General features: G+C 60.3%; 20 protein-coding genes and 2 tRNA genes. 11 read left to right on the forward strand and 11 right to left on the reverse strand.

Annotation, left to right across the window (positions count from 1 at the left end; all coding sequences use genetic code 11):
• Nucleotides 1-73 precede the first annotated feature (73 nt).
• From AB5Y83_RS18335 to AB5Y83_RS18375, 9 genes are all read right to left on the reverse strand, one after another.
• A complete protein-coding gene (locus tag AB5Y83_RS18335; RefSeq protein ID WP_113740427.1) occupies nucleotides 74-1,939 on the reverse strand; it encodes a beta-N-acetylhexosaminidase in 1,866 nt (621 codons plus the stop codon).
• The gene (locus AB5Y83_RS18340; RefSeq protein ID WP_368175711.1) at nucleotides 1,924-2,796 is read right to left on the reverse strand and encodes a BadF/BadG/BcrA/BcrD ATPase family protein; all 873 of its coding nucleotides are present in this window, start codon (nucleotides 2,794-2,796) and stop codon (nucleotides 1,924-1,926) included. The genes AB5Y83_RS18335 and AB5Y83_RS18340 overlap by 16 nt, the downstream gene beginning before the upstream one ends.
• Nucleotides 2,789-4,522, reverse strand: a complete 1,734-nt coding sequence (locus AB5Y83_RS18345; RefSeq protein ID WP_368175712.1) for a glycoside hydrolase family 9 protein — start codon at nucleotides 4,520-4,522, stop codon at nucleotides 2,789-2,791. Before AB5Y83_RS18345 ends, AB5Y83_RS18340 begins: the two co-directional genes overlap by 8 nt.
• A gap of 114 nt (nucleotides 4,523-4,636) precedes the next feature.
• Nucleotides 4,637-5,629, reverse strand: a complete 993-nt coding sequence (locus tag AB5Y83_RS18350) for an ABC transporter ATP-binding protein (RefSeq protein WP_005353824.1) — start codon at nucleotides 5,627-5,629, stop codon at nucleotides 4,637-4,639.
• 11 nt (nucleotides 5,630-5,640) lie between these two features.
• Nucleotides 5,641-6,660, reverse strand: a complete 1,020-nt coding sequence (locus AB5Y83_RS18355) for an ABC transporter ATP-binding protein (protein ID WP_005334876.1) — start codon at nucleotides 6,658-6,660, stop codon at nucleotides 5,641-5,643.
• Nucleotides 6,657-7,577, reverse strand: a complete 921-nt coding sequence (locus tag AB5Y83_RS18360; RefSeq protein WP_201933104.1) for an ABC transporter permease — start codon at nucleotides 7,575-7,577, stop codon at nucleotides 6,657-6,659. The genes AB5Y83_RS18355 and AB5Y83_RS18360 overlap by 4 nt, the downstream gene beginning before the upstream one ends.
• 1 nt (nucleotide 7,578) lies before the next feature.
• Nucleotides 7,579-8,562: an ABC transporter permease gene (locus AB5Y83_RS18365; protein ID WP_005334871.1), complete on the reverse strand. Its 984-nt coding sequence runs from the start codon at nucleotides 8,560-8,562 to the stop codon at nucleotides 7,579-7,581.
• 118 nt (nucleotides 8,563-8,680) lie between these two features.
• Nucleotides 8,681-10,366 (reverse strand): ABC transporter substrate-binding protein, encoded by a 1,686-nt coding sequence (locus tag AB5Y83_RS18370; protein ID WP_005362139.1) that lies wholly within the window; start codon nucleotides 10,364-10,366, stop codon nucleotides 8,681-8,683.
• A gap of 415 nt (nucleotides 10,367-10,781) precedes the next feature.
• Nucleotides 10,782-14,219 carry an ATP-binding protein gene (locus AB5Y83_RS18375; RefSeq protein ID WP_335864043.1) on the reverse strand — a complete coding sequence of 1,146 codons (3,438 nt, stop codon included), beginning with the start codon at nucleotides 14,217-14,219 and terminating at the stop codon, nucleotides 10,782-10,784.
• 249 nt (nucleotides 14,220-14,468) lie between these two features.
• On the opposite strand from AB5Y83_RS18375, the gene AB5Y83_RS18380 reads away from it, so the two are divergent.
• Both AB5Y83_RS18380 and AB5Y83_RS18385 read left to right on the forward strand, forming a co-directional pair.
• Nucleotides 14,469-14,544 (forward strand) — tRNA-Gly (locus AB5Y83_RS18380).
• A 57-nt stretch (nucleotides 14,545-14,601) separates the two neighbouring features.
• Nucleotides 14,602-14,675 (forward strand) — tRNA-Cys (locus AB5Y83_RS18385).
• Between the two features lie 48 nt (nucleotides 14,676-14,723).
• Here the strand turns inward: AB5Y83_RS18385 and AB5Y83_RS18390 are convergent.
• Nucleotides 14,724-15,017: a hypothetical protein gene (locus AB5Y83_RS18390; protein ID WP_005347702.1), complete on the reverse strand. Its 294-nt coding sequence runs from the start codon at nucleotides 15,015-15,017 to the stop codon at nucleotides 14,724-14,726.
• Between the two features lie 212 nt (nucleotides 15,018-15,229).
• On the opposite strand from AB5Y83_RS18390, the gene AB5Y83_RS18395 reads away from it, so the two are divergent.
• The 9 genes from AB5Y83_RS18395 (at nucleotide 15,230) to AB5Y83_RS18435 (ending at nucleotide 22,464) form a co-directional block, all read left to right on the forward strand.
• Nucleotides 15,230-15,430: a YbfA family protein gene (locus AB5Y83_RS18395; RefSeq protein WP_005334863.1), complete on the forward strand. Its 201-nt coding sequence runs from the start codon at nucleotides 15,230-15,232 to the stop codon at nucleotides 15,428-15,430.
• A 432-nt stretch (nucleotides 15,431-15,862) separates the two neighbouring features.
• Nucleotides 15,863-16,126: a DUF2282 domain-containing protein gene (locus AB5Y83_RS18400; RefSeq protein ID WP_005334862.1), complete on the forward strand. Its 264-nt coding sequence runs from the start codon at nucleotides 15,863-15,865 to the stop codon at nucleotides 16,124-16,126.
• Nucleotides 16,127-16,198: 72 nt separating this feature from the next.
• Entirely contained in the window at nucleotides 16,199-17,047 is an 849-nt protein-coding gene (locus AB5Y83_RS18405) for a DUF692 domain-containing protein (protein WP_368175713.1), read from the forward strand.
• Entirely contained in the window at nucleotides 17,040-17,792 is a 753-nt protein-coding gene (locus AB5Y83_RS18410) for a putative DNA-binding domain-containing protein (RefSeq protein ID WP_368175714.1), read from the forward strand. The genes AB5Y83_RS18405 and AB5Y83_RS18410 overlap by 8 nt, the downstream gene beginning before the upstream one ends.
• Nucleotides 17,789-18,232, forward strand: coding sequence for a DoxX family protein (locus tag AB5Y83_RS18415; RefSeq protein WP_139741053.1), 444 nt, complete (start codon nucleotides 17,789-17,791; stop codon nucleotides 18,230-18,232). The genes AB5Y83_RS18410 and AB5Y83_RS18415 overlap by 4 nt, the downstream gene beginning before the upstream one ends.
• A 97-nt stretch (nucleotides 18,233-18,329) precedes the next feature.
• Entirely contained in the window at nucleotides 18,330-18,812 is a 483-nt protein-coding gene (locus AB5Y83_RS18420) for a GNAT family N-acetyltransferase (RefSeq protein ID WP_268011163.1), read from the forward strand.
• 179 nt (nucleotides 18,813-18,991) lie between these two features.
• Nucleotides 18,992-20,287 (forward strand): PAS domain-containing methyl-accepting chemotaxis protein, encoded by a 1,296-nt coding sequence (locus tag AB5Y83_RS18425; protein WP_216949059.1) that lies wholly within the window; start codon nucleotides 18,992-18,994, stop codon nucleotides 20,285-20,287.
• A gap of 161 nt (nucleotides 20,288-20,448) precedes the next feature.
• Nucleotides 20,449-21,003: a DUF3332 domain-containing protein gene (locus AB5Y83_RS18430; RefSeq protein ID WP_005334841.1), complete on the forward strand. Its 555-nt coding sequence runs from the start codon at nucleotides 20,449-20,451 to the stop codon at nucleotides 21,001-21,003.
• 87 nt (nucleotides 21,004-21,090) lie between these two features.
• Nucleotides 21,091-22,464, forward strand: coding sequence for an HD-GYP domain-containing protein (locus tag AB5Y83_RS18435; protein WP_139463454.1), 1,374 nt, complete (start codon nucleotides 21,091-21,093; stop codon nucleotides 22,462-22,464).
• 77 nt (nucleotides 22,465-22,541) lie between these two features.
• Here the strand turns inward: AB5Y83_RS18435 and AB5Y83_RS18440 are convergent, their stop codons facing one another.
• Nucleotides 22,542-23,600, reverse strand: coding sequence for an FUSC family protein (locus AB5Y83_RS18440; RefSeq protein ID WP_021229852.1), 1,059 nt, complete (start codon nucleotides 23,598-23,600; stop codon nucleotides 22,542-22,544).
• Between the last annotated feature and the right edge of the window lie 47 nt (nucleotides 23,601-23,647).

Here is a 23,647-nt window from a genome sequence, read left to right on the forward strand (position 1 = left end):
GTAGGGGGAAGTTGATGTTTTGTTGGCTAATCGTAAAAAAGGCGGCCGATTGGCCGCCAAAGTAGAGACAACATTACCTCTGTGGCATCCGGTAGCGCACCTGCAACTGATCGAGGATCTGCAGCTGACCCGGCAGGCGGGCGGCGAAGTGCTCCCAGCCCTTGTGGGCGGGATCGCTCCAGGCCACCTCGGCCGTGGCCAGCATGCGCGGGAACAACATGTAGTCGAGACGATCACGGCTGGTGATCAATTCTGACCACAAGGGGCTCAGCACCCCGAGGATGTTATCGTTGGCATGGAAATCTGCTGGGGCAGGATCGCAAGCATAAACCTGCTCCAGATTGAGGGTCCCCGCCCAGTAGAGGCCGGGTTCATGAATATCGGCGCTCCAGGCCAGATCCAGATAGAGGAACTGGGCGGGCGCCATCACCACCGGATAACCGGCTGCGGCAGCGTCCAGCCCCGCCTGAAAGCTGGTCCAGGCACAGATGGCCGCTTTGCGGCTCACTTTGTCGCCATGCAGTATTTCCTCCCAGCCAATCATCTGTTTGCCTCTGGCGGCCAGATAGCGCTGGCAGTGGCGCAGCAGATGGCCCTGCAGCTCGCGGCAGTCGGCGTAGCCCTGTTCGGTCATCAGCTGCTGGCAGGCGGGGCTGTCGGTCCAGACCCCGGTCGGCACCTCGTCACCCCCCATGTGGATCTGCGGGCCGGGGAAGAGTTCGCACACCTCGTCCAGCACCGCCTCCAGAAAGCGGTAGGTGCCGGGCAGGGCGGGGTTGAGCACGTTGTCATCGAAATGCTGGACCGAGCGGTAGCGGGAGTGATCCGCCGTTTCGATCAGCAACTCGGGCAGCGCCTTGATGGCGGCGTGGCAGTGGCCCGGGATGTCGATCTCGGGAATGACGGTGATGCCGAGCTCAATGGCATAGCTCACCAGCTCCTTCACCTCGCTCTGGGTGTAGTAGCCGCCATAGGGTTCGGCACCGCCGCTGAGCTGGGGGTCGATCGCCAGATCGTGGCCGCGCCAGGCACCCACGTCGGTCAATGCCGGGAAGGCCTTGATCTCGAGTCGCCACCCCTCGTCATCGGTCAGATGCCAGTGGAAGCGGTTGAACTTGTAGAGGCTCATCAGCTTGAGCAGGCGCTTGATGGTTGCCGGAGTGTGGAAGTGGCGGGCGCAGTCGAGAAAAATGCCGCGAAAGCCAAAGCGCGGGGCATCCTCCAGCGTGACGCAGGGCAGGCTCTCCCCATGTTGCAGATACCACTGGGCCAGCGTGACCAGCCCATAACGCCAGCCCGCTTCGTCGGCGGCGGCAATCACCACCTCCTGCGGCGTGATGGTGAGTTGATAGGCTTCGGGGGCCAGTTTGGCCTCGGTCAGCCGGATTTCAGCGTCGTGATCCTGCTCCAGCGCCAGCGACGTCAGCTCGTTGAAGTGGGCCAGCAATTTCGGTACATCGCGGGGAGCGCTGACATGAGCCCGCTCGGCCAGCCGGAAGTTCCCCTCCAGCAGTACCAGATGGGCCGGTTGTGGCACTATGCCGGGCTGGGGCTCGACATCAGGCAGGTCGGAGCGGGTTACCGGCGGGTTCTCCAGTCCGAGATCCTGCGCCGCCAGCGTCACCGGCAGCAGCTGGGCACCCGTGGTCGCCTCCGGCAGGCTGAGAAAGAAGCCCTGCGGCATGTCGGAGAGCTTCTTGATGGGCGTCTGGCGGCAGCAAAAGCGCAGCTCGCAGCTGCCAGCGTTCGGGACAATCACCTTGTAGCTGCCGCTCTGGCGCTCCAGCTCCCCCCCTTGCAAGGAGTCGGGGTCGATATGGCGAGCCAGACAGAAGTGCAGTTTCCACTTGGTATCAGGCATGAGTGAGAGGGTGAAGGTGAACCAGACATCCTCGCCGTCACGTCGGGCGACCTGGGTGTGGATCAGGGGTGTAGACATGGAAAATCCTCTGATTGGGCAAACAGGATGGCGCCATCGAGCGCATCTGCCTGGGGGGGGATCAGGTTGAGCTGGCCGAGACGGGGAGCGAGGCGGGTGCCAATCCCCCCCAGCAGGGCGATCTGTCTGGCACCGAGCTGGGTCATTCCCTCCAGCAGGATCTGCAGTTGTTCGCAAGTTTCGTCCAGCAGCTGGTTGGCGAGCTCGTCGCCATCGCTGGCGGCATCGAATACCCAGGGGGCAAAGTGGCCATAGTCGGCCGGAATGGCGCGGGCGGCCCAGCGAACCACCTCGGCTTGATCCCGCTTGAAGCGATCCATCAAGCGGATGGCGAGGGTGCTGGGGGGCAGAATGCCGTCGTGGCAGAGCAGGGATTGCTGGATGGCGCGCAGCCCCAGCCAGGCGCCGCTGCCTATGTCTGAAATGGGGAAGCCGCGGCCGGAGCAGGTGCGGATCTGCCCCTCCTGATAGACCAGTCCCACCGAGCCGGTACCGGCGATGAGGATGGCCCCCTCACGGCCGCCAAAGGCGCCGAGGCAGGCACCGAAGGCATCGGAGGTGAGCCTGACGCTGGCGAAAGAGAAGGGCATCTCGAGCAGGGCGTGATAGCAGTCGGCCAGCTCGGCGGAGGCGAGCGCCAGCCCGACCCCCATCTGTTGTTCGCACTCGATAGCGATCCCGGCGGCAAGGCGGGCGCTGGCGATGGCGGCCAGCACATTGGCGTGGGCATGGGGGATGCCCAGCTCCAGATTGGAGCCGGCTGAACGCCCCTCTCCGAGCAGCTTGCCCGCCCGATCCCGAATGCGGGCGCGGGTGTGGGTGCCCCCGCCATCGACGCCTACCCAGAACTCAATCATGGCGACCTCCCTGCTCATATCGATCACTCAGCGCACTCTGCCAAGTGATGGCCAGAGCAAACCAGGCAGCGTGGGGGATCCACTGCTCGCCCCAGCGCCAGTTCTGATCCAGCCGATCCTTGTACTCCTCCGGAATAAAGGCCACGTTGTTTTCGTCATCAAACCCTGAGGTGATGCCGTTGCAGATCCCCCCCTGCGCGTTGGGATACCCGGCGGTATAGGCGGGGTTGTTGATTCCGTGGCCCGCCAGCATGCAGGCGTTGAACGGGTTTTGCCCGAGGATCCAGTCGAGTTGGCGCTGGCCATAAGTGAGCAGCGGCTGGCTCTGGCGGGGGAAGTGGCGGGCGCCAGCAAAGGCCATGGCCGCCAGAGAGGCGAGGCGGGCATTCTCCCCCTGCCACCAGTAACCGGATTCGTTGTTGTGGGGCATAAAGAAGCTGACGCGCGGTGCTTCATCCACCCCTTTCACATATTGGCGGGCGAGGGAGAAGGGGTTGCCCGCGCGGGCGCAGAGCGCCAGCTCGGCGGCCAGCGCCTGTTCCACCACGGTCTGTGCTTGGGCCTTGTGCTCTTGCTCCGGCTCTACGCCCAGATATTCCAGCAGCGCCAGCACCGGCAGGCCCGCCTCGGCGGCGTGATAGTAGGGGCGCGAGCCATCCTCGTTAGCCGACCAGTAGTGACCCAGCTCAGGATGGGAGCGCTGGCGGGCGCAGAGCTTGCTGGCGCGGGCTCTCGCCTCATTCAGCCACTCGTTGCCGAAGGTGCGGGTCAGCTCCACCGCTGCCAGCAGGGCGCAGTAGTCGTCGATGATGTTCTCGACCCCGTCATCAAGGTAGGCAAGGTTGTGTTCGCACAGATGCAGGTAGCCGCGTTTGGCGGCCTCGGCATAGCGGCTGGCATCGAAGTCGCCGCTGACGCTCTCGCGGGCGGCGCGGGCCAGCGCGGCGATGGCCATGCCGCCCCCTTGGCGAAAACCCGCCTGCCAGTTGGCGGATTTGATCCCCTGTTGGGTGGCATAGGCGCACAGCTCGCGCTGGGCGGGATCCTTGCTCCACTTGTCGAACAGGGTCATGTAGAAGAAGCCCGACTCATCCTGCATCCGGCAGAGGAAATCGGCGCCGTGCAGCGCCTCGTCATTGAGCCGCTTGCAGAGGTTCACCCCGTCGATATCGCGGCGCGGGGCCAAGAGTTCCCGGCACTTGAGCAGAGCCCACACCACCATGGGGGTCTGCTGGGGGTTGAGGTAGTTGGCGTAGGAGAGGTGGCTCAGGTACTTGCTCATGTCGCCGCTGGCATCGAACCAGCCGCCGTGCACATCTTTGTGCTGGTCGGAGCCAAACAGGCGGGCGCTGCGGTCGGCCCGATCAAAGGTGCCGCTGGCGCGCTGCCCCTTGAAGTAGTGAATGACATCGGAGAGGCAGCGGCTGGCCAGCAGATCCTGGCCGATGGCAAAGCGGGTCGAGCGGACTATGCCTTGGGCAGTGATCGCCTCCAGCCGATAGTGGCCGAGCTCCTTGAAGGCGGAGAAGTCGGCACGCCAGTAAGCGCGGCCCTGCCAGCCGGGGACGCTGCCAGCTGGTTGCAGTGGGGTTTCAAACAGGATCTGGCCATCATCAAGGCGTTGCAGCCTGACATAGCCGCCGAGATCAGGGGCGGGGGAGGTTTGCAACAGGGCGACCTTGTGTCCGTCGCACTCGTAGCCCACCTGATTGATCAAGAGTTCCATCAACTTCTTACTCCTGTGGTTCACCGCCGGGCGGTGAGGCACATCACGGGGCTGTGGCCGCCCCGTATCGAGGCATGGCCGGACAGGGTTGTCCGGCCGGTCTAAGGCTCACCCTCACTCGTAGAGGTAGCAGCGCACGAAGTGGTTGTCGGCAAGCTTGGTGATGGGGGGCAGCGCCTCCTTGCAGCGGGGCATCGCCTGATTGCAACGCCCGGCAAAGGGGCAACCGCAGGATTCCGGCGTCCAGAGCGGGATCTCCCCCTTGCGGCCTCCTTCCAGCTCGGCGTGGATGCTCTTCTCCGGGTCGGGCACCGCCGAGATAAGCAGCTGGGTGTAGGGGTGCTGCGGGTGGTGCAGGATCTCGTCCACCTCGCCCCACTCCACCATGTGCCCCACATACATCACCGCCAGATCTTCCGCCACATAGCGGGCGGTGGCGATGTCGTGGGTGATGTAGAGCATGGAGACGCCGAGCTCGTTCTTCATCTGCTCCATCAGGTTGAGGATGCCGATGCGAATGGAGACGTCGAGCATGGAAGTCGGCTCGTCCGCCAGCACAACCTCCGCCTCCACTGCCAGATTGCGGGCGATGTTGACCCGCTGGCGCTGGCCGCCGGAGAGCTGGTGCGGATACTTGGCCGCCGTCGCCTTGGCGGGGGTCAGGCCGACCTTCTCCAGCAGGGCGTAGACCATGTCGGGCAGCTCTTTTTTGTCGATCACCTTGCTGTGCAGCAGCAGGGGGCGGGCGATGTGGTGATAGATGGTGTGGGTCGGGTTGAGCGAACCGAACGGATCTTGCCACACCATCTGCACGCTCTGGCGATAGTCCAGCAGGGCGGTGCCTTTGTTGAACTCCTCCAGATCGTGGCCGCGATAGAGAATGCGCCCGGCACTGAGCTTGTACATCTTGGCGATGATCTTGGCGATGGTGCTCTTGCCGGAGCCCGACTCCCCGACCACCGCCAGGGCGCGGCCCCGGTGCAGGTTGAAGGTGATGTCGGAGAGCGCCCGCATCTTGCCACTCTTGATGGCATTGGAGTTGATGGGGAAGTCCTTGTAGAGGTGCTGGACTTCGATGATGGGTGCATCGGTTTTGGCGATTTGCATGACAGACATCCTTAACAGCCAGCGGCCTTGTCCAGATAGATCACGGAATCTTGTTGCAGTCCCTGCTCCTCATAGAGGTGGCAGGCGGTCTGTTGCCCGGGGCGGATCTCGGCCAATCTGGTGTACTCCTGACGGCAGCGATCGTGCACCTTGCCGCAGCGGGCCTGAAAGCGGCAGCCGACCGGCACCTCCAGCAGGTTGAGCGGGGTGCCCGGGATCCCCTCCAGCACCTTCTTCGGCCCGTGCAGGGGCGGGAAGGAGTTGCCGAGCCCTCTGGTATAGGGGTGCAGCGGCGCGGTCAGGATCGCCTTGGAGGGGGCGACCTCCACCAGTTCACCGGCATACATGATGCCGATGCGATCGCAGAACTCCACCATCAGGGAGAGGTCGTGGGTGATGAACAGAATGGAGAAGTTGAACTTCTCTTTCAGGGCATAGACCTTCTGCAGGATCTCCCGCTGTACCACCACATCGAGCGCCGTGGTCGGCTCATCCATGATGAGCAGCTCGGGGTTGAGTGCCATGGCGATGGCAATCACCAGCCGCTGGCGCATGCCGCCGGAGAACTGGTGCGGGTAGTCTTTGAGCCGGCTCGGGTGGATATCGACGATGGTGAGCAGCTCCTGGGCGCGCTTGATCGCCTCGTAACGGGTCATGCCGGGGTTGTGGGCCAGCAGCACGTCGCAGAACTGCTCCTCCATCCGCAGTACAGGGTTCAGGGCGTTCATGGCGGACTGGAACACCACCGACACCTGTTGCCAGCGATAGGAGCGCAGCCGCTCGTCGTTGTAGTGGAGGATATTCTCTCCCTTGAACAGGATCTCGCCACCGCTGATGTAGGCGGGCGGCTTGTGCAGCCGGGCCACCGAGAAGGCGACGGTGGACTTGCCGCAACCCGACTCACCGGCGAGGCCGAAGATCTCGCCCTGTCTGATATCGAAGCTCACCGAGTTGACGGCGCGCACGTCGCCATTTTCGGTGATGTAGTCGACGCAAAGATTGCGTACTGACAGCAGGGGATGCTTGTTCATGCTGTCTTCTCCTGTGCTGTGGCAACCGGTGTGGTGACCGGTGTGGCCAGTTTGTTCCAGCGGTTGAGCCCTTTGTGGGAGCGCAGCTGCGGGTTGGCAATCTCGTCGATGGCGAAGTTGAGCAGGGCCAGACCGGCACCCAGGGTGGCGATGGCAAAGCAGGGGGCCAGGATCTCCCACCAGGCGCCGACCAGAATGGCGCTGGAGGTCTGGGCGTTGTAGAGCATGATGCCCCAGCTCACCACGGTCGGGTCGCCAAGCCCCAGGAACTCCAGGGTCGCTTCGGTGACGATGGCGTAAATGATGGAGCCGATGAAGCTCACCCCGATGATGGAGATGAGGTTGGGCAGGATCTCCACCAGAATGATGCGCCAGGCCGGCTCGCCCAGCACTTCTGCGGCGATGACGAACTCCTTCTCGCGCAGGGCCAGAGTCTGGGCGCGGATGACCCGCGCGCCATAGGCCCAGGAGGTCAACCCTATTATCACGGCAATTACCGCCGGTGACGCCTCCCCGATAAAGCTCGCCAGCACCAGTAGCAAGGGGAGGTTGGGGATCACCAGTACCACGTTCATCAGGAAGGTGAGGCACTCATCCACCAGACCCCCGAAGTAACCGGCGGTGATGCCAATGGCGACGGCCAGGGTGCAGACCAACAGACCGGCACTGAAGCCCACCAGCAGCGAGATACGGGCGCCGTTGGTGAACTGGGCCCAGATGTCGTGGCCCATGCGGGTTGAACCCATCACGAACTCGGCACTGGGCGGCTGGTGCGGGCGAGCCACCCGTTTGGTCGGCTCGTTGCTGGCCAGAATGGGGGCAAAGAGGGCCATCAGTACGAAGGCAACCACGATGGCGAGGCCACAGGCAGCCTTCTTGTTGCCCAGCAGGATTTTGAGAATGGTCGGCATACGCATCTTATTTGCCTCCTGTACGCAGACGGGGATCCAGGAAGACGTAGAGCACGTCGGCCAGGAAGTTGAAGCTGAGCATGGTGATGGTCATGATGAGCAACTGCCCCTGAATGAGCGGGTAGTCGCGGGCCAGAATGCCCTGATAAAGGGTCAGGCCCAGGCCGGGATAGTTGAAGATAACCTCGGTGATGAGAGAGCCACCGATGACGAAACCGAGCGCCATGGAGAGGGCGGTGACGCTGGGCAGAATGGCGTTGCGGGCGCCGTAGTTGAAGATCACCCGGTTGCTGGAGAGCCCCTTGGCCTTGGCCATGGTGATGTAATCCTCGCCCAGCAGGTTGATCATGTTGTTGCGCATGGTGATGAGAAAGCCCCCCACCTGTACCACGGCCAGGGTCAGCACCGGCATGATAGCGTGGGTCATGATGCTCTTGATGTGTTCCCAGCCCCAGTCAGCCTTGATCTCCGGGCTGTAGGCGTAGCCGATGGGCAGCCACTCGAGGCTGACCCCGAACAGGAACAGGGCGAGCAGGGAGACCACCACCGGTGGAATCGCCTGCATCACCAGGGTGAGCGGGGAGAGAATGCTGTCCATCCGGCCGCCGCGATACCAGGCGGCGAAGATGCCGACGATGGAACCGAGGGAGAAGCTAAGGATGGTGGAGGTGCCGACCAGAAACAGGGTCCAGCCGATGGCACGGCCCAGCACGTCAGAGACCTGCTGTGGGTAGAAGCGCACCGAGGTGCCGAGATCCCAGGTGAAGACACTCTTCACATAGGTGAGAAACTGGGTACCGATGGGGCCGTCGACAAAGCCGAAGGTGGCTTTGAGGGCTTCCAGGGCGGCGGGTTCCATCATGGCGCCAGCGCGGGCAAACATCACGGAGACAGGATCCCCTGGCATGGCACGGGGTAACAGGAAGTTGATGGTGGCGGCTACCAGAAAGGCAACCAGGTAGAAGGAAAAGCGTCTCAGTATGAATCCCATGATGGTACCTTTTACTGCAAGTCTGCCCCGCGTCGGGTATAGCTACCCCAACCCCGGCAAAGCTGGGCAAGAAGGGGATTAACGGGGAAGATGGCCCCCCGCAGGGGGCCGGGATTGTTTAGCTGTTTGGCTTGAGGGACAACACGTGCAGCAGACGCTCAGGGGTGTCCGGGTGGAGCTGAGGTTTGGCTACCGGGTTATCAGCACTGAACCAGCCGTTGAAGCGCTTGGTGCTGTACTCATACCAGGTCGGGTTGTTGAAGACCGGAATGATGGTCTGGTTGGCACCAACACGATCCTGGATGGCGAACATGATCTCCTTCTGCTTGGCCGCATCGGCGGTCTGGGTGAAGTCATCGATCAGCTTGTCGAGTTCGGGGTCCTTGTAACGGGGCGCGGCGAAGCGGTTGCCACGGTCACCCATGTTGCGGGAGTGGAACGCGGTCTCGAAGTACTTGTGCGGGTTGGCACCGGCAAAGTAACCCTGCAGGGCGACATCGAAGTCACCGGTGATCAGGTTCTCGGTCCAGACGGTCGCTTCCGGAGTCGCGGTCTTGGCGTTCAGGCCCAGCGCCTGCAGCCCTTCTACACCAATCTGAACTGTGTTGACCCAGTCGGTCCAGCCGTTCGGTACCAGTACCTTGAACTCGATCTTTTTGCAGCTCGGGGTGTCGAGGAACTTGTCGCCGTCACAATCCTTGTAGCCTGCCTCTTTCAGCAGGGCCTTGGCCCCTTCCAGATCGAACTTGTTGTACTTGCCGTACTTCTTGTCCACTTCCGGGTTGTTCCAGGAGTCAAAGGCTTTGCCCAGACCTGACGGGTACTCGTTGACGGTGGGGTAGCCGTAGCCCGCGATATCCACCATGGACTGGCGGTCCATCGCCATGGAGAAGGCGCGGCGGAAGTTGATGTCGTTGAAGGCTTCGTTATTGCCCGGGTTCTTGGTCTGGAAGTTGACGTTGAACGCCACGGTACCGGAGGCCGGGAACCAGTATTTGTTGTTCTTCGGATCGTTGCCGACGTAGAGGCGCTCGATATCCGGTACGAAGGAGCCGAACCAGTCGATGTCACCCTTCATGACAGCAGCCAGCACCTGGTCGTTGGTGGCCATCTGCGGCATACGCAGACAGTCGATGGCGAGGTTGGCGTTATCCCAGTAGTGCGGGTTGCGGCACTGGGTGTAGAGCTGGGCAGAGAAGTTGTCCACTTCGGTGAAGGGGCCAGTACCAACCGGCTTGTCGTTGGTGAAGGCAACCGGATCTTTCACCGATTTCCACTGATGCTCCGGCACTATGGGTACCAGCACCAGATCATTCACCACGTTGGTGTTGACCTCGGTCAGGTCGAATTTGACCTTGTTGGGGGCCAGCTTCTCGACGCTCTTGATCTGGGTCCAGATTGAGCGCTCATCCAGCGCCTTGTTGGCCTTGACCAGATTGAAGGAGAAGATGATGTCATCGGCATCAAAGGCTTCGCCGTCAGACCACTTCACGCCGTCACGCAGATCGAAGGTGACGGATTTCAGGTCATCGCTGAACGCATAGTTGGTGGCCAGACGATAGACGGGTTTGCCCCCTTGCATATCGTTGAAGATCACCAGCGGCTCATAGATGAAGTGACGGGTGGTGTGCAGCAAGCCCGCTTGCAGGAAGGGGTTGAAGTTCTTGACCCAGGCGGTTTCCTGCTGTGCGACCATGGTCAGCACGGTTTTGTTTTCTGCGGCCATGGCGTTACCGGCGGCACCGGCAAGCATCATGGTTCCCAGCATTACAGCGGTAGAGATTTTGGATACTTTGGCAAGCATATGTTTTCCTTTCTTATTTTTTGGCATTCCCGAGGGTTCGCCTTGTTTTGTGTGAGCACCGGTTTCGCATGCTGATGAAATCGGCCCTCTGTGTTGGTCAGGTGTCTAACCTTTGTCGTTCTGTTTTCCAACGCCCTAAGCAAACCAGAATTAACAGGAAAACAACAACTATTGATTTCGTTGTTTTCGTAAAAATTGACGGTGTTACGTCAATCTCGTCAAAATGCTTTTTTATCTGTTTAAAATCATTGATTTGCGTTATTTGCTCTCGCGTAAAAAGTGGCTGTGAAAATGGCGTATATGACAAATTTGTGAATTGGATCTGCTCTCGGTTTCGGGGTCGGGCGGGGCTTTGTTTTGCATAAAAAGAAACCAGATTGCCAATTGTGATCCGGCGCCCGTTTAGGGCGCCGTGTCACGGCTTGCGGTTGGCGAGTTGACGCAGGGTCTGGGCGCTGTGCTGCAACTGCTGGCGCTGGTGGTCATTGAGCGGGCAGTGGCCCAGCACATACTCGGTGGTGGCCACCACTGTCTTCCAGCGTGGCGACTTGGGCAGGGTGTCCAGACTCAGGTATTTGTCGAGGGTACGGGTCTGCGGGCTGGATCTGTCCATATAGACCCGCCACAGCTTGCTCTTCTCCGCCAGCACGATTTTGCCCTTGCCGGTCCCCTGCTGCCAGGCATCCAGGGTGAGCTGCATGGTCTCTACCAGCGCACGGCGCAGCGGCTCGTCATCCTGCTGGCGAATAAGGTCGTCGGCCAGCGAACGGAACTCGCCACCCAGGCGGCTCAGCTCGCCCAGCAGCTGTTCATCTTCGATGATGGCTTGCCGCGAGAGGTTCTTGAGGGCGTTCTCCAGCGCCATTACCCGGTTCTCATCCTGACGCAGTTCGGTACTCAGAGTGAGGGCGAAAGCGGCCTGTCCTCCGAGCGCGATGGGCAGGGCACGGGCGTTGAGTACATCTTTTTGCCCGGCCACCAGAAACTCCAGATTGTGTTCCCGCTCGCTGGCAAGGTCGGGCCACTGCTGTTGCAGCGGGGTGGCTAGCCACTCATTGAGGGACTGCCCCTCCATGGCTTCCGGCTCCTGTCCCAGCAGGCGCGCCAGCACCCGGGAGGCAAACAGCACTGTGCCCTGCTCGTCGATAAAGATCATGGGGTCGGCCCCTTCGCCGAGCAGGGCCAGCAGGCGCTGCTGATCCTGATGCAGCCGATCCTGCAGGGTGAGGCGATGTTCGATCTCCTGCTTCAAGAGCCGGTTTTCCACCAGTGAGGCGCGTCCGGCCTTGGCCTCGAGCAGTGCCTTGACCCGGGCAAACAGCTCCTCCTTGCAGAAGGGTTTGACCAGATAGTCGTTGGCACCGGCCCCGAAGCCCTCCTCGATATCCTTGGGTTGGTTAAGGGCGGTGAGCAGCAGCACCGGCAGCATATCTTTCGGGTGTTGCTGGCGCAGGCGACGGCAGACGTCAAAACCGGAAAGGGTCGGCATCATCACATCGAGCAGGATGAGGTCCACCGGCTCCTCGGCCAGCTTGGCCAGCGCATCGTGGCCATCGCTGCTGGGCAGAATGCGGTAGCCGCAGGGCTGCAGCAGATGGCGCAGGATGTGCAGGTTGATGGGCTCGTCATCCACCACCAGAATGAGCGGCGCACCCTCGGGGGAAGGGGGCAGATCGTCGCTCTCCCAGTCCGGTAGGATCAGCGGTTGCTGGCGCACCAGCTGATGCTCGATCTGGCGGCTGTCGAGGGTCAGATTGGCCGCTTTGCCGGTGGCAAGGGGCAGGGTAAAGGCGAAGGTAGAGCCAACGCTCGGCTCACTCTCGACGAACAGCTCGCCCCCCATCAGGTGCACCAGCTGGCGGGTGATGGAGAGGCCAAGGCCGGCCCCCTGCTTGCTTACCTCCGGGCTCATCTGCACCAGTGGCTCGAAGATATGTTCCAGATGATCGGGGGCGATGCCGATGCCGGTGTCGGTGACCTTGATGCGCAGGAAGTTGTTCTCGACGATGGCACTGAGCACCACCTTGCCCTGCGGCGTGTACTTGATGGCGTTACCCACCAGGTTGTAGAGCACCTGTTCGAGCCGCTGCTCGTCGGCCAGCACCGGCGGCAGTTCGGCTGGGCTGATATCCACCAGAGTGAGGGGTTTGGCCTGCACCAGATGCTGGCAGAGATCCAGCACCAGCCGGATCACCCCTTTTGATGAGACGGGCTGGGAGTGGATCTCCAGCTGGCCGTAGCGCATCTGATGGTAGTCCAGCAGATCGTCCACCAGACGGGCTAGGCCATCGGCGCTCTTGATGATGAGGCCGAGCTGCTTTTGCTGCCCTTCGGTCAAATCCTGCTGGCTGGCGAGCATCGACTCGGCCATCCCCTTGATACCGTGAATAGGGGTACGCAGCTCGTGGGAGGTGTTGGCCAGCAGTTCATCCTTGAGCTTGTCCGCCTGCTGCAGGCTGAGGTTCTGCTTGTGAGTCAGCTTGACCTGCTGTTGCAGCTCCTGGGTCTGCTGCTCGATCAGTTCGATCTTGTCCTTCACAGAGCGCTGCATATGGCGAAACGCCTCGGCCAGCCGGTCGATATCATCGCCGGTGCGCTCGATGGCGATGGGGTGATCCAGCGCGCCGTCGGCCACCTGCTCGGCTGCTTCGGTCAGCGATCGCAGCGGCGCCGTGATGGAGTGGGAGAGCCAGCGGGAGAAGAGGATCAGCAGCAGTACCGAGCCCGCGCCCAGCACAATTACCAGAGTTTCCAGCTGGCGGATCGGGGCATAGGCTTCCCGGGTGGAGATCTCGGCTATAAAGGCCCACTCGGTATCGAACACCTTCACCTGGGTGTAGGCGGCCAGCACCTCGTCATCCTGATAGGAGTGGAACAGCCCGACACCCTGCTCGCCGGAGAGCGTCTTGGTGATGAGTGGCGTTTGCAGCGGCCGGAAGTTGGGGCTGAAGCTGTTCTCGACGCTGAACTCCGGCGCCAGCCAGGCATCGGCGCGCATCCGCTTGTCAGGGCCGATGAGGATGGTCTCGCCGGTCTCGCCTAGCCCCTCCCGCTCCGCCATGATCTGGTTGAGCTTGTCCGGCAGCAGCTCGAAAATCACCACACCGCGCACATAGTCGTATTGCATCACGGGGGCCGCCATGTAGGCGACCACCTGCCCAGTCAGCTCGTTGCGGCCAAAATCGGTGAATTCGAAGATCTGCTGCGGCTTCTGGCCACCATCAAGGCGTCGTTTGATCTTGGCGAAGGTCTGGCCCAAGCCACTGCCCTGGTAGGGGCCGGAGAGCAGATTGGTGGCAAAGTTAGGGTGCTTGGTGACCGAATAGACCACATCACCGTTGAGGTCCACCAGAAAGATGTCGCTGTAGTTGGACTTGCGCACCATGTCGGCATAGCCGCGATGAAAGCGCTGGTGCACCCGGCCATACATCTCGTCGGCGAGGATCAGCGCCGTGATGGAGGGTTCGATCTCTACTTGGCTGTCCGGTTTGCGCAGTTGATCCCAGGAACCGGGCAGATAGCGGGCCTGGGCGCGGCTGCGGGCCTCCTGCGGCGTGGTGCCCAGCTTCTCGAAGGCGCCGGTAAAGCCATAGAAACGGCCGATACTGTTGCCGGCAAAATCCTGCTGGGAGAAGTTGATGATCTGCTCTTTGAGGTTGTTGAAGTAATCCTCGAGCTGACTCTTCTTGATATTACGAACGGAGACCAGATGGTTGGAGGTCTGGGTGGTGAGATCCTTGCCGTGGCTGTATAGGAAGAAGAGGGTGATGACCAAAAAGGGCACCATGCCCAACATGAAAAAAGCCAGCATTAACTGCGGCCTGAGCCCACGAAGCGTGAAGATCCATTTCATCTTGTGATTTTCAATTGAGAATCCGGTTATTAAGCCGCACAAGTCTCGAACGAAAGCGTAATCATTTCAACGACTTTATCCCAAATTCGCTTGGTGGGTCACAGCTGGCTGGAGAAAAATGCAGCAAGGCGTTTAAACCCTGAGCAAACAGTCTGCATCAGGGTTTTAATTGCGAAAAAGGGGTTGTGCTGGCGCTCGTGGTACGTATAATGCGCCTCGTTGTCAGGCAACTGGCACGAAAGCAGTAACGCGGGAATAGCTCAGTTGGTAGAGCACGACCTTGCCAAGGTCGGGGTCGCGAGTTCGAGTCTCGTTTCCCGCTCCAATTTTCCATCACACCAACGATGGAACTCACTTTCAAGACAATCAGTCTTGTCAGCATGGCGCGTTAGCAAAGCGGTTATGCAGCGGATTGCAAATCCGTTTAGTCCGGTTCGACTCCGGAACGTGCCTCCATATTCTCTCTGTTTATCTCAATCATCACTCTTCGAGTCTGAGCCTTGGTCAGTATCCTTGCTGTACCAGTAACTGTTCGCAGCCAGCCTGTTTCCACTCGCGCTCGAGATAGTGGCTCACATCCGCCATGTTTTGCCCCCGATATTGAAACTGCACCTCGGCACTGTGCTGGTTGAGATCCGCAATCCGTTGCTTCAGTGTGCCGCATTGCCACAGGCTGACGGTGGGCACGCCCCGTTCGGCCAGCACGATGGCATCTTCCCGATTCAGTTGCCACTCCTCCAGTTGTGCCCGTGTCAGGGCAACCATCAGCACCAGCAGTGCCACTTCCGGCAGTTTCATGCGTGTCTCCCTACTGCATGTTTTTCCCCTGATAACTGTGGCAAAGCGCACGATTTTCGCAAGTTTGTTAACTGTTGGTTAATGACGTAACCCGTTTTCAGTATTTCCCATTTTTCACCATTTTTTTATAAAAAAATGCGTTGGTGATGTAGTAATCCTACATGGAGTGGGGTAATCTTTGCTCAGTGGTCTTACCAGTAAGGAGTTACATCATGTTTCATCCCTTTTCCCTGACTCAGATTATTCTTCGTCGCATTTATGTATTGCTGGTGGGCATTCTGGCTTTCCCCGTGATGCTGTTTCGCAGCGATCGTGCCCGCTTCTACAGCTATCTGCACCGGATCTGGAATAAAACCAGCACCAAACCTGTGTGGCTCAAAATGAGCGAGCGTGGCGAGCGGATCTTCTACTAAACCCCATTCGCACCATGTGCAAAAAGAGACAGCCAAAGCTGTCTCTTTTTTTATCTGTTTGCCGCAACTCCTGGCTCCCAATACCACTCAGATTGTTGATTTTTTGTTTCTTTAAGGTTGCGTCCAGCCCTGCCTTTGGCGGGGCTTTTTTATGTCTGACGCATCTCTTTTGATGGAACCAGTGAAGAAGATTAACGGGATGAAAGCACCATATGGCACTTTTCTCGTTCATAAATTGGTGGTCGTCGAGAAATTTTCAATGATGAAATAGCTTTTTAAAATCAATTGATTGAGTGTTTGCCTTTGGGTTTTTTAACTATTTTTGTGTTTTTTTGAAAGGGAATATCCCGTTTGCCGGTTCTATTGCAGGTACCCGGTTGCGACAAATCGGGGATATCAGCAACATCCAACGACATCAAAAGGAACATGAACATGAATGTTAAAAAAAGCACTGCTATCGCCTCCGCCATGACCGGTCTGCTGGCGCTGGGCGCCCAATTTATCGCGGCACCAGCAATGGCTGCCGATGAAAAGGAGAAGTGCTACGGCGTGGTCAAGGCCAGCAAAAATGACTGTGCGACCAAGAGCAGCTCCTGCGCCGGTACCGCCAAGGAAGATGCTCAGGGTGATGCCTTTGTGGTGATGCCCAAAGGGCTGTGCGAGAAGCTGGTCGGCGGTTCGCTGCAACCCAAGTAAGAGACATCGGGCAGGGGATAGCCAACGGGCCGCCCCCTGCATCTTCTCTGATTGGTGAAAGTGAGTCTTGCGATGAACCCTTTGATTGGTATCGGATTACGCTCTCCCCATTACGACGAGATCCGGCAAACCCTGCCGGCAGTCGGTTGGCTGGAGGTGCACAGTGAAAATTACTTCGAACGGCACAGCCAGGGTTTTCAGGTGCTCGCCGAACTGGCGCAACACTACCCCGTCAGTCTTCACGGTGTTGGCATGTCCCTCGGTTCTGCCGACCCGCTCGATCCGCACCATCTGCAGCAGTTGTCGACACTGGCCGCGGCGATCAAACCGGTACGGATCTCCGAACATCTTAGCTGGGGCAGCATTGGTGGGCGTTACTTCAACGATCTGCTGCCGGTGCCCTATACCCGAGCCTCCCTGCGCAACATGAGCGACAAGATCCAGCAGGTACAACAGACCCTGGGTTGCCGCATGTTGATTGAAAATCCCTCCTCCTATCTGCAACTGCCCGGGGAGATGAGCGAGTGGGAATTTCTGGCCGAGCTGCAGCAGCGCAGCGAGTGCGGCATTCTGCTCGACCTCAACAATCTCTATGTCAGTGCCTTCAATCACGGTTTCTCTTGCGATGAGTATCTGGCGGCGATCGATCTCGCCACCGTCGGGGAGATCCATCTGGCCGGTTATACCGAGAAACAGCTGCCGGAAGGCTCCCTCTATATCGATACCCACAGCGCCCCTGTGGTGGAGCCGGTCTGGGAGCTCTATCGCCAGATCTGCCGCAAGCAGGCCATTCCCACCCTGATTGAGTGGGATCTCGAGATCCCGCCGCTGCCGGTCTTGCTGGCAGAGGCGGCGCAGGCCAGTGCCATTCTGGATGAGGCGTGCGCCATGAGTGCGCCACGGGAGGTGGCCCATGGCTGAGCTGGCACAGCTGCAACAGCATTTCGCCGAGGGTCTGCTGGGGGCGCCTGACGCTATTGCTCCTCAGATCAGCTCCCGGCTCTTTCCTGCCGAATCTGTGCTGCAGGTCTATCGCAACCACTTCATCCTGAGCCTTGGCGAGGTGCTGGCGAGCAGTTATCCCGCCGTCAAGGCCATGGTCGGGGATGATTTTTTTGCAGCGGCGGCCCGTAGCTTCGTATTGGCCGAGCCCCTCAGGGAAGGGAGCGTCATGCACTATGGCGCCGGGTTTGGTCAATGGTTGGCCCGCTTGCCGACTACAACCGGACTGCCCTGGCTGGAGGCGCTGGCGCAGTTCGAATGGCAGCTTGAGCGTGCCAGTCTGCTGCCGCTGGAATCACGCTGCTGGCCAGCCGAGCGTCTGGCCGCATTATCGCCGCAACAATGGGAGCGGCTGCGACTCTTGCCAGCCACGGATCTGCTGCTGGTTGCCAGCGATTATCCGGTGCTGGCCCTGTGGCAGATGGCGCTGCACGGTGGCGAAGCGGTGGAGGTGCTTGATGCCCCCGTCTGGTTGGCATTGAAGAAACAGCCGGATTGCCGGGTTGCCCCCTTGCCCCTGACGGCTGGTGAGTGGGCGCTGCTACAGGGATGTCTCGCCGGTACGGCGCTGGTCGATCTGCTTGCGGCCGACCCTGCGGCCAGTGAACATCTCACTCGCCTGATAACCCTTGGTCTGCTGGTGGATATGGAGGTAATGCCATGATGGCAAACAAATGGCTGGCGCTGGCCAGCTCAAGTGGTGATTTGCCGCGCTGGAGCAGTACCGGTGTGCTGTTGCTGGCGCGGCTTTGGGTCGCGTCGGTTTTTATCACTTCAGGCTGGCTCAAGCTGACGGCGTGGGATTCCACCCTCTATCTGTTTGAATCCGAGTATCAGGTGCCCCTGCTGCCCTGGTTGTGGGCTGCTTATCTGGGTACGGCGACCGAGCTGCTGTTGCCGCTCTTCCTGCTGGCGGGGCTTTTTACCCGCCCGGCCGCCTTGCTGCTGTTTGGCTTCAATATCATGGCGGTGATCTCCTACCCGACCCTCTGGGCGGGTGGTTTTTACGATCACCAGCTGTGGGGCTGGATGCTGCTGACCCTGATCATCTGGGGCGGCGGGGTGCTGAGCCTGGATCACTGGCTGACACGTCGCAGCCATTGATTTATCAGTGATTTCCCCAATGACAAAGAGCGCCACAAGGCGCTCTTTGTCATAATGACGGCCGGCGAAATTTCCCATGAGAGAAAAGGAGCAGCCAATGATTATTCGTCAGGCAAGGGCCGCAGATATTCCCGCACTGGTGGCGCTGCGCATGGAGCTGTTTTGTGAGGTCGGTGAGCTGGTGACGCCGCAGGCAGACCCGGCCTTGTGGCAGGCCACCCTTGACTATTTCACCCGGGCGATGAGTGAAGAGAGTGCTTTATCCTGGCTGGCTGAGGCCGATACGCAGGAGGGCTGCAAACAGATCGTGGCAGCAGGGACGCTGGTATTGTTTGAACGGCCACCCTATCCCGGCAATCTGGCGGGGATGGAGGGGTATCTGCTCAATATGTATACGCGGCCACAATGGCGCCAGCAGGGGATCGCCACAGCGCTGCTCGATGCCATTACTGCCTTCGCCAGATCGCGTCAGCTGGGCAAGGTGTGGCTCCATGCCAGCGAGCAGGGGCGCCCTCTCTATGAGCGGATCGGCTTTGTCGCCAATCCGGCCTATTTGGAGTGGCAACCGGCGGTGGAATAAGGATTGCAGCTCTGCATGAGTGGCGTTTGGTCGGTGAATTTGATTTACAGCAATAAATATGGCGTCAGATGGGATCGCGGCAACGCCGCCAACTATGCTGATGGAGCACGCCACCATTATCTTATTGATCCACTGCGTGGTTTGGCCATGGTGGGTGCCAGTCTGGAGGATACGTTTCGATGTTCAATAGCAAACTGAAAGCCGAGTTGCAGCAGTGCCAGGATCAACTTCTGGAACAGCAGGGATTTTTCGACGCAGTGCACGGCAGCGTGGCGACCATCACCTTTACGCCGGATGGCACTGTGCTGGCCGCCAATGATCTCTTTCTCAACGTGGTGGGCTTCAGTGCGCCCGAGGTTATCGGCCAGCATCACCGTATCTTTTGCGACAAGCTCTATGCCCAGAGCAGCGACTATCAGCAGTTTTGGGCGGACCTGAAGCAGGGGCGCTCCCGTACCGGGGTGTTCCAGCGCTTCAACAAACGGGGCGAGGCGATCTGGCTGGAAGCGACCTATTTTCCGGTCAAGTTGCGGGGCGTGGTGACCAAGGTGATCAAGATCGCGGCCGATATTACCGAGCACCACCTGCAACTGCTCAGCCAGCAGGCGGTGGTGACGGCGCTGGATCGGTCGCTGGCGGTCATCGAGTTCACCCCCAGCGGGGATGTGATTGCAGCCAACGGTAATTTCCTCCATACCATGGGCTATACCCTGGCTCAGGTGCAGGGCAAGCATCACCGCATCTTCTGCGACGATCAGTTCTATCGAGACCAGCCCCACTTCTGGGATGAGCTGGGCCGTGGTCAGTTCAAGTCCGGTCTCTTCTGTCGTCAGAACAGTCACGGTAGCAAGGTGTGGCTGGAGGCAACCTACAACCCTATCCTGGATGACAACCGCCGGGTGGTGAAGGTGATCAAGTTCGCAAGCGATATTACCGAGCGGATCAACAAGAGCGATGCGGTGCGGGAAGCGGCCATGCTGGCCCACGATGCGGCCCGGGAGACCCTGAACTGCGCCGAGCGTGGCGCGGGTCTGCTCTCCTCGGTGGTCGATACCTCCAGCCTGATTGCCAGCCAGCTGACTCACAGTATCGGCCTTATCAACCAGCTCAACGAGCAGTCGCGCAGCATCGAGGCGATCGTCTCCACCATCAGCAGCATCGCCGATCAGACCAATCTGCTGGCCCTTAATGCGGCCATTGAGGCGGCGCGGGCGGGGGATCAGGGTCGTGGGTTTGCGGTGGTGGCTGACGAGGTTCGCCAGCTGGCGGCCCGCACGTCTCTCTCTACCGACGAGATCGCCAAGGTGGTACAGAACAACCGGGAGCTGACCGCCAAGGTCACCTCCGAGATGTCCGACGTCGCCAGCAGCGCCGAGCTTGGCAAGCAGCAGGTGGGTGAGGTGAACGAGGTGATGAGCGACATCCGCCGGGAGGCGAACAACGTCTCCAGCACCGTCTCTGATCTGGCCATCTGAACCCCCTGACTTCCTGTCATGCCGGGACATTGACTCAAATTTGAGCAGTCAGTGCCCCAATCTGAACCCCTCCTGTATCGCCCCGCCATTGTGAATTGTCCTCTTCTGGCCCCTTGATTAGGCTTGCCGCCTCATTTATTTCAGAGCAGGAACAGAACACGATGGCATTACAACAGAAGGGGCGGGCAATGGCCCTGCTGGTTATGGTCGCGAGCATGGGGCTGGGCGGCTGTATGGGGCAGATGGGGCTTTCCGGTATGGTCACCAAGGGCAACCTGAGCGTGGTGGATAACCGCTACGCTCGTGCCGGAGTCTTTATGCTGCTCTCCCCTGTCTACGGTCTGGCCGCGACCGCTGACCTGTTCGTCTTCAATACCATCGAGTTCTGGTCTGGCAAGAACCCCATCACCGGCAAATCTCCGGCTGTGGTGGACATGAAGGCCAATCCGGTGATCAAGGTGAACCAGCATCTGGATCCGGCCCTCAAGAAGGTGCCGCTGGCCATGCTGCCACAAGGGGTGCGCGAGGTAGAGATCAGCTACCCGGACGAACATACCGCCCAGATGGAGGTGCACTATCTGGATGGCCGCCGCAGCATGATGCGTGGCGAGAAGCGTGGCGAGCTGATGGATATCTACTTCGATGGCCGCTTTGTCTCTACCCTGAGCCGTGCGGAGCTGGAAGAGCGGGCGAATCAGGGGAAGGCTGCTGCCTAAATTCAACTGAATCCAGATCGATCCAGCTTCAGATGGGGTATACCTAATCTGCTGGCAAAATCGCCATGATGTCTAAGGGAGTAGACTATGACGGTGAATGGATTGCGATTGGCGGAGTTGATTGGTTCCCTCAGTCATGCGCTCGATATGACTGAGGGGCAACCAAGAGGACACTGCATTCGTTGCTGCTGGATAGGTTCCCGTCTGGGGGAGCGGCTGGGACTGGACGCCCGGCTGCGCCATGATCTCTACTACACGCTCCTGCTTAAGGATCTTGGGTGCAGCAGCAATGCCGCCCGCATCTGCGAGCTCTATCTCACCGACGATCTTCACTTCAAACGCGATTTCAAACTGGTGGATGGCTCCCTCTCCGAGGTAGTCAACTTTGTGCTGGGCCACACCGGCTTGCAGGCGGATCTGCTGGGACGTTTTCGCAGCCTGTTTCATATCTTTCGCAACGGCGACCAGATTGCCAACGAACTGATCCAGACCCGCTGTCATCGGGGGGCAGATATCGCTCGCCAGTTGCGTTTCAGTGACGAGGTGGCCGATGGCATCCTCTCCCTCGATGAGCACTGGAATGGCAAAGGTCGGCCCCTGCAACTGGCAGGCGAGGCGATCCCGCTCTTCTCCCGCATTGCCCTGCTTTGTCAGGTGGTGGATGTATTTCACGCGGCCGCAGGTCCGGATGCGGCGCTCAAGGAGCTGCGCGAGCGCAGCGGCAGCTGGTTTGATCCGGCGCTGGTTCGCGAATTTGAAGCGCTGGCCGACGAAGAGTTCTGGCAAGGGCTGGCCGATCCCCGACTGACCGAGTGGGTGCTGGTCCACCCGGCCGGGCAGGGGGAGGTGGCGCTGGATGAGGATTATCTGGACGAAATCGCGGCGGCCTTCGGGCAGGTGGTGGACTCCAAAAGTCCCTACACCGCGGGTCACAGCGGCAGGGTGGCGCTCTATACCGACATTCTTGCCACCCAGATGGGGTTGTCCGAACCGCGTCGACGCTGGCTCAAGCGGGGAGCCCTGCTCCATGATGTGGGCAAGCTCGGGGTGAGCAACGCCATTCTCGACAAGCCGGGCAAACTCGATGCGCAGGAGTGGGCGGCGGTGCAGATGCATGCCGCCTACACCGAGGAGATCCTGAGCCGCATCGGCGCCTTCGAGGAGTTGGCACAAGTGGCGGGCGCCCACCATGAGCGGCTCGATGGCAAGGGCTACCCCAAGGGGCTGAAAGGGGATGAGATTACCCTTGAGACGCGGATCATCACCACAGCCGACATCTTCGATGCCATCACCGCCAAGCGCCCCTATCGCGGCGCCATCCCTGTGCCGCAGGCGTTGGAGATGATGGCGGAGAATCTGGGCACAGCGATAGACCCCGACTGTTTTGCCGCCCTGCAGGCGGGTATTCAGGATTTCTCCCTCTACCTCACCACCGAGCAGCCGCTGGCCAATGCCAGTTAAGATTTGCTGCCTTCATGGCCCAAGTGGCCAGTCAGACAGCAAAACGCCCCGCCACTGCGGGGCGTTTTGCATTGGGTTTAGTCGGGCTGCTTGCGATGGGGCGGGGTGAGGATCAGTCCCAGCAGGCGGCGCAGGTGGGTGAGCTGTTCGGTCAGCTGGACGTTGAGCCAGAGGTAGCCATTGATGGCGGCCTCGGTATTGGGGGGGAGCGATACCTGGGTCGCCACCTCGTGCAGGCGGGCGATGGCGGCATCGGCCCCGCGCCCGTCACCGGTTTGCATCATCAGGGCAAGCTGGTTGATCGCCTCCTCGGTGGCCAGATGGCAGGCTTGCAGCGCAGCCGTGCTCTGCATCAGGAAGTGGCTCTCCCGATCGTTCCAGTAGGTGTTGGCCAGCATCTCAAGAGTGCAGAGGGTGTTGCGCATGGTGACCTGCACCGCATCAAACAGGGCGACGCTGTGGCGTGTCTCCTTGGCCGCAGGGGCCAGCAGGGCCCGCAGTTTGCCGGTCTGTGCCAGCAGCTGGGAGAGATTGTGCTTGAGGCGCGGGCGCTCCAGCACATTGGGGGAGAGGTGAGTGTGATAGAGCCGCCCCGACTGCTGCAGGATCTGGTGCAGTTGCAGCCGCCAGTGGCTGTAGGCCCGCTGGGGATAGATGCTGCAAAAGAGCAGCGCCAGCAGGGAGCCCAGTATCACGTCGGCACTGCGCCACAGCGCCGTCTCTATGTCCCCCGGCATGGCCCCCATGGTGACTCCCAGGGTGATGCCGATCAGCAGCCCCACATAGGGGCGCTTGCCGAGGGCCAGATAGCCGCAGAGAAACATGATGCACCCGCACCAGATCAGGGTGAGTGGCAGGGAGTAGATCTCGAGATAGAGCGCCACCACCCCGCAACTGGCGCCGAAGATGGTGCCCACCACCCGCTGCAGGGCGCGGGAGAGCACATTGCCCCAAAACGAGATGGGGCCCATCACCACCACCAAGGTTATCAGCGGCCAGGTGCTCTCCGGCAGTTTCAGCTCGCGGGTCAGCAGAAAGGTGAGCATAAAGGCGAGCGCAATGCGCAGGCCATGGACGATCCGGTAGCGGCCATAGACCAGCAGATCGAGTCGGGAGAGGGGGGCATCAAGACGCACGGTCTGCCTCCTGTCAGGTGGGGGACGGGGCGCCGTGCATCCGGCCG

Source organism: Aeromonas sp. R5-4, from assembly GCF_040908215.1.
GTDB classification, from domain to species: Bacteria; Pseudomonadota; Gammaproteobacteria; order Enterobacterales; family Aeromonadaceae; genus Aeromonas; species Aeromonas veronii.